The organism is Streptomyces sp. NPDC004561 (assembly GCF_053602155.1).
Genome location: NZ_JBSGDB010000865.1, coordinates 1 through 1,748, shown reverse-complemented (window position 1 = coordinate 1,748; position 1,748 = coordinate 1). Strand labels below are relative to the sequence as shown.

Here is a 1,748-nt window from a genome sequence, read left to right as displayed (position 1 = left end):
GGTCGCCGCCGGTCGGCGCGCTGAAGCCGGCGCCCTGGGTCAGCAGCGCAACGCCGAGCACGGACAGCCCGGCCGCCGCCATGAAGGAGCCCGGCAGCCTGGTGCCGCGCACCCGGCTCTCGGCCGGCGGGGTGAACACCATGGTGAGGCTGATGATCAGCCCGGCGTTCGTCGCCGAGGTGTGCACCAGGCCGTACGTCTCCAGCAGGAAGATCCCGGCGAGGATCAGCCCCAGCAGCCCGGCGCCGCGCCACTGGACGGCGCTGAGCGTACGCAGGCGGCGCAGGCCCACGGCGGCGAGCACCGGCAGCGCCACGGCGAACCGGAGCACCAGCACGGCCACCACGGTTCGTTCCGTGGTGACGCCCTTGGCGGCCAGATAGCTGGAGCCCCACACCACCGCGACCAGCAGCACGGGAAGGTCGGTCAGCCGGCCGCCGCGGGCCGGGGGGACGGGCACGCGCACTCAGCGGGCCCCCGCTCGCCAGCGCTGGTCCTGGCTGTCGTCCAGGGGGTTCAGGGAGACCCCGTCGTCGCCGTCCGGGGCGACGGCCGTGTCGGTGGCGATGTCGGGGCGGATCGTGCCGTCGGAGTCGATGGTGAAGCGGAGGTTGTCGCCGTTGCGGCCGTAGACCGAGTCGCAGCCCCAGATGCCCACACCCCGGTCGACCGAGCCCCGGCTGTCCAGGCAGAAGCTGTCGTCGGCCGCCGAGCGGAGCACGCCCAGGTAGGTGTCGTAGCGCCAGCGCTGGGTGCTGGAGGACGAGCACGGCGCGGTGATGACGTCGTTGCCCTGGTCCAGGTTGCCGTCGCGGATGTCCAGGCAGCGGCCGGTGTCGAGGTTCACCACCTGGGCGGGGGAGGTGCCGGGGGGCGACGGCGGGGGCGTGGCGGTGTGCCGGGGCGACGGGGACGCGGTCGGGCGGGGGGACGTCGGCGTCGGCGAGGGGGTCGTACGGGTCGGTGAGGGCGACGGCGAGGGCGAGGGTGAGGCCGAGGGAGAGGGCGTGACCGCGATGGTCGCGGTCACCGTCACCGGGGGCGGCGTGGGCGTCGCCGCCGTCCGCTGCTGGTCGGAACCCCGCGCGGGGGTGAGCAGGAACACCAGCAGCGGGGTCAGGGCCACGCCGAGGGCCGCGGAGGCCAGGGCGACGCGGCGCCCGGGCGGCCAGCCCGACGCCACCACGGGGACGTCGGGCGCGGGGGGCTCGGACCGGTTGAGGTACGCCGTCCCGTTCCACGGCAGCAGCCCCTCCGCCAGCGTCTGCCGCGGCGCGTCCCGCAGGGCCCGCAGATCCTCGGAGGCGGCCGTGCAGTGCGGGCAGTGCGCCATGTGGGCGTCCAGATCGGCGCTGTGGCGCGGGCCGTCCGGCCGTACCGCCTCCTCGATCAGCCGCCGGAAGTCGGCGCAGCGCGGGTCGTCGGACGCGGCCAGCCGCTGCCGCAGGCAGGCCTGGGCGAGGGCCTTGAGGGCCTGCGGGACGCCGTAGGACACGTCCGTGGCGCTCAGGCCGAGGAAGGCGGCGGTCCGCTCCTGGGGTTCCTCCTCCAGCACGCCGTACCAGATCAGGCCCTGGGCGCGGGACGGCAGCGACTGGAACGCCGGCAGCAGCGGCGGGGTCGGGCCCTCGGGCAGGCCGGAGGCGTTCAGGACTTTCAAGGCCCGCATGTTCACCGAGTCGATCGCACACCGCGACCAGTCCAACTCCCCGCGCAAAGCCAGCTCGTCGAGGATGAGACGGTGCAGC

General features: G+C 75.2%; 2 protein-coding genes. Both read right to left on the bottom strand.

Annotated elements, in window-relative coordinates; all coding sequences use genetic code 11:
• Positions 1-460, bottom strand: a 460-nt coding sequence (locus ACWEN3_RS46210; protein ID WP_452984398.1) for an EamA family transporter, incomplete at its 3' end; no start/stop codon positions are given.
• A 6-nt stretch (positions 461-466) separates the two neighbouring features.
• On the bottom strand, positions 467-1,333 hold the full coding sequence (locus tag ACWEN3_RS46205) for an RICIN domain-containing protein (RefSeq protein ID WP_452984400.1): 867 nt from the start codon (positions 1,331-1,333) through the stop codon (positions 467-469).
• Positions 1,334-1,748: the final 415 nt, after the last annotated feature.

Excerpts from the sequence above, each read along its gene's own strand:
- ACWEN3_RS46205 (WP_452984400.1), bottom strand. The coding sequence starts at position 1,333 with ATGGCGCACTGCCCGCACTGCACGGCCGCCTCCGAGGATCTGCGGGCC.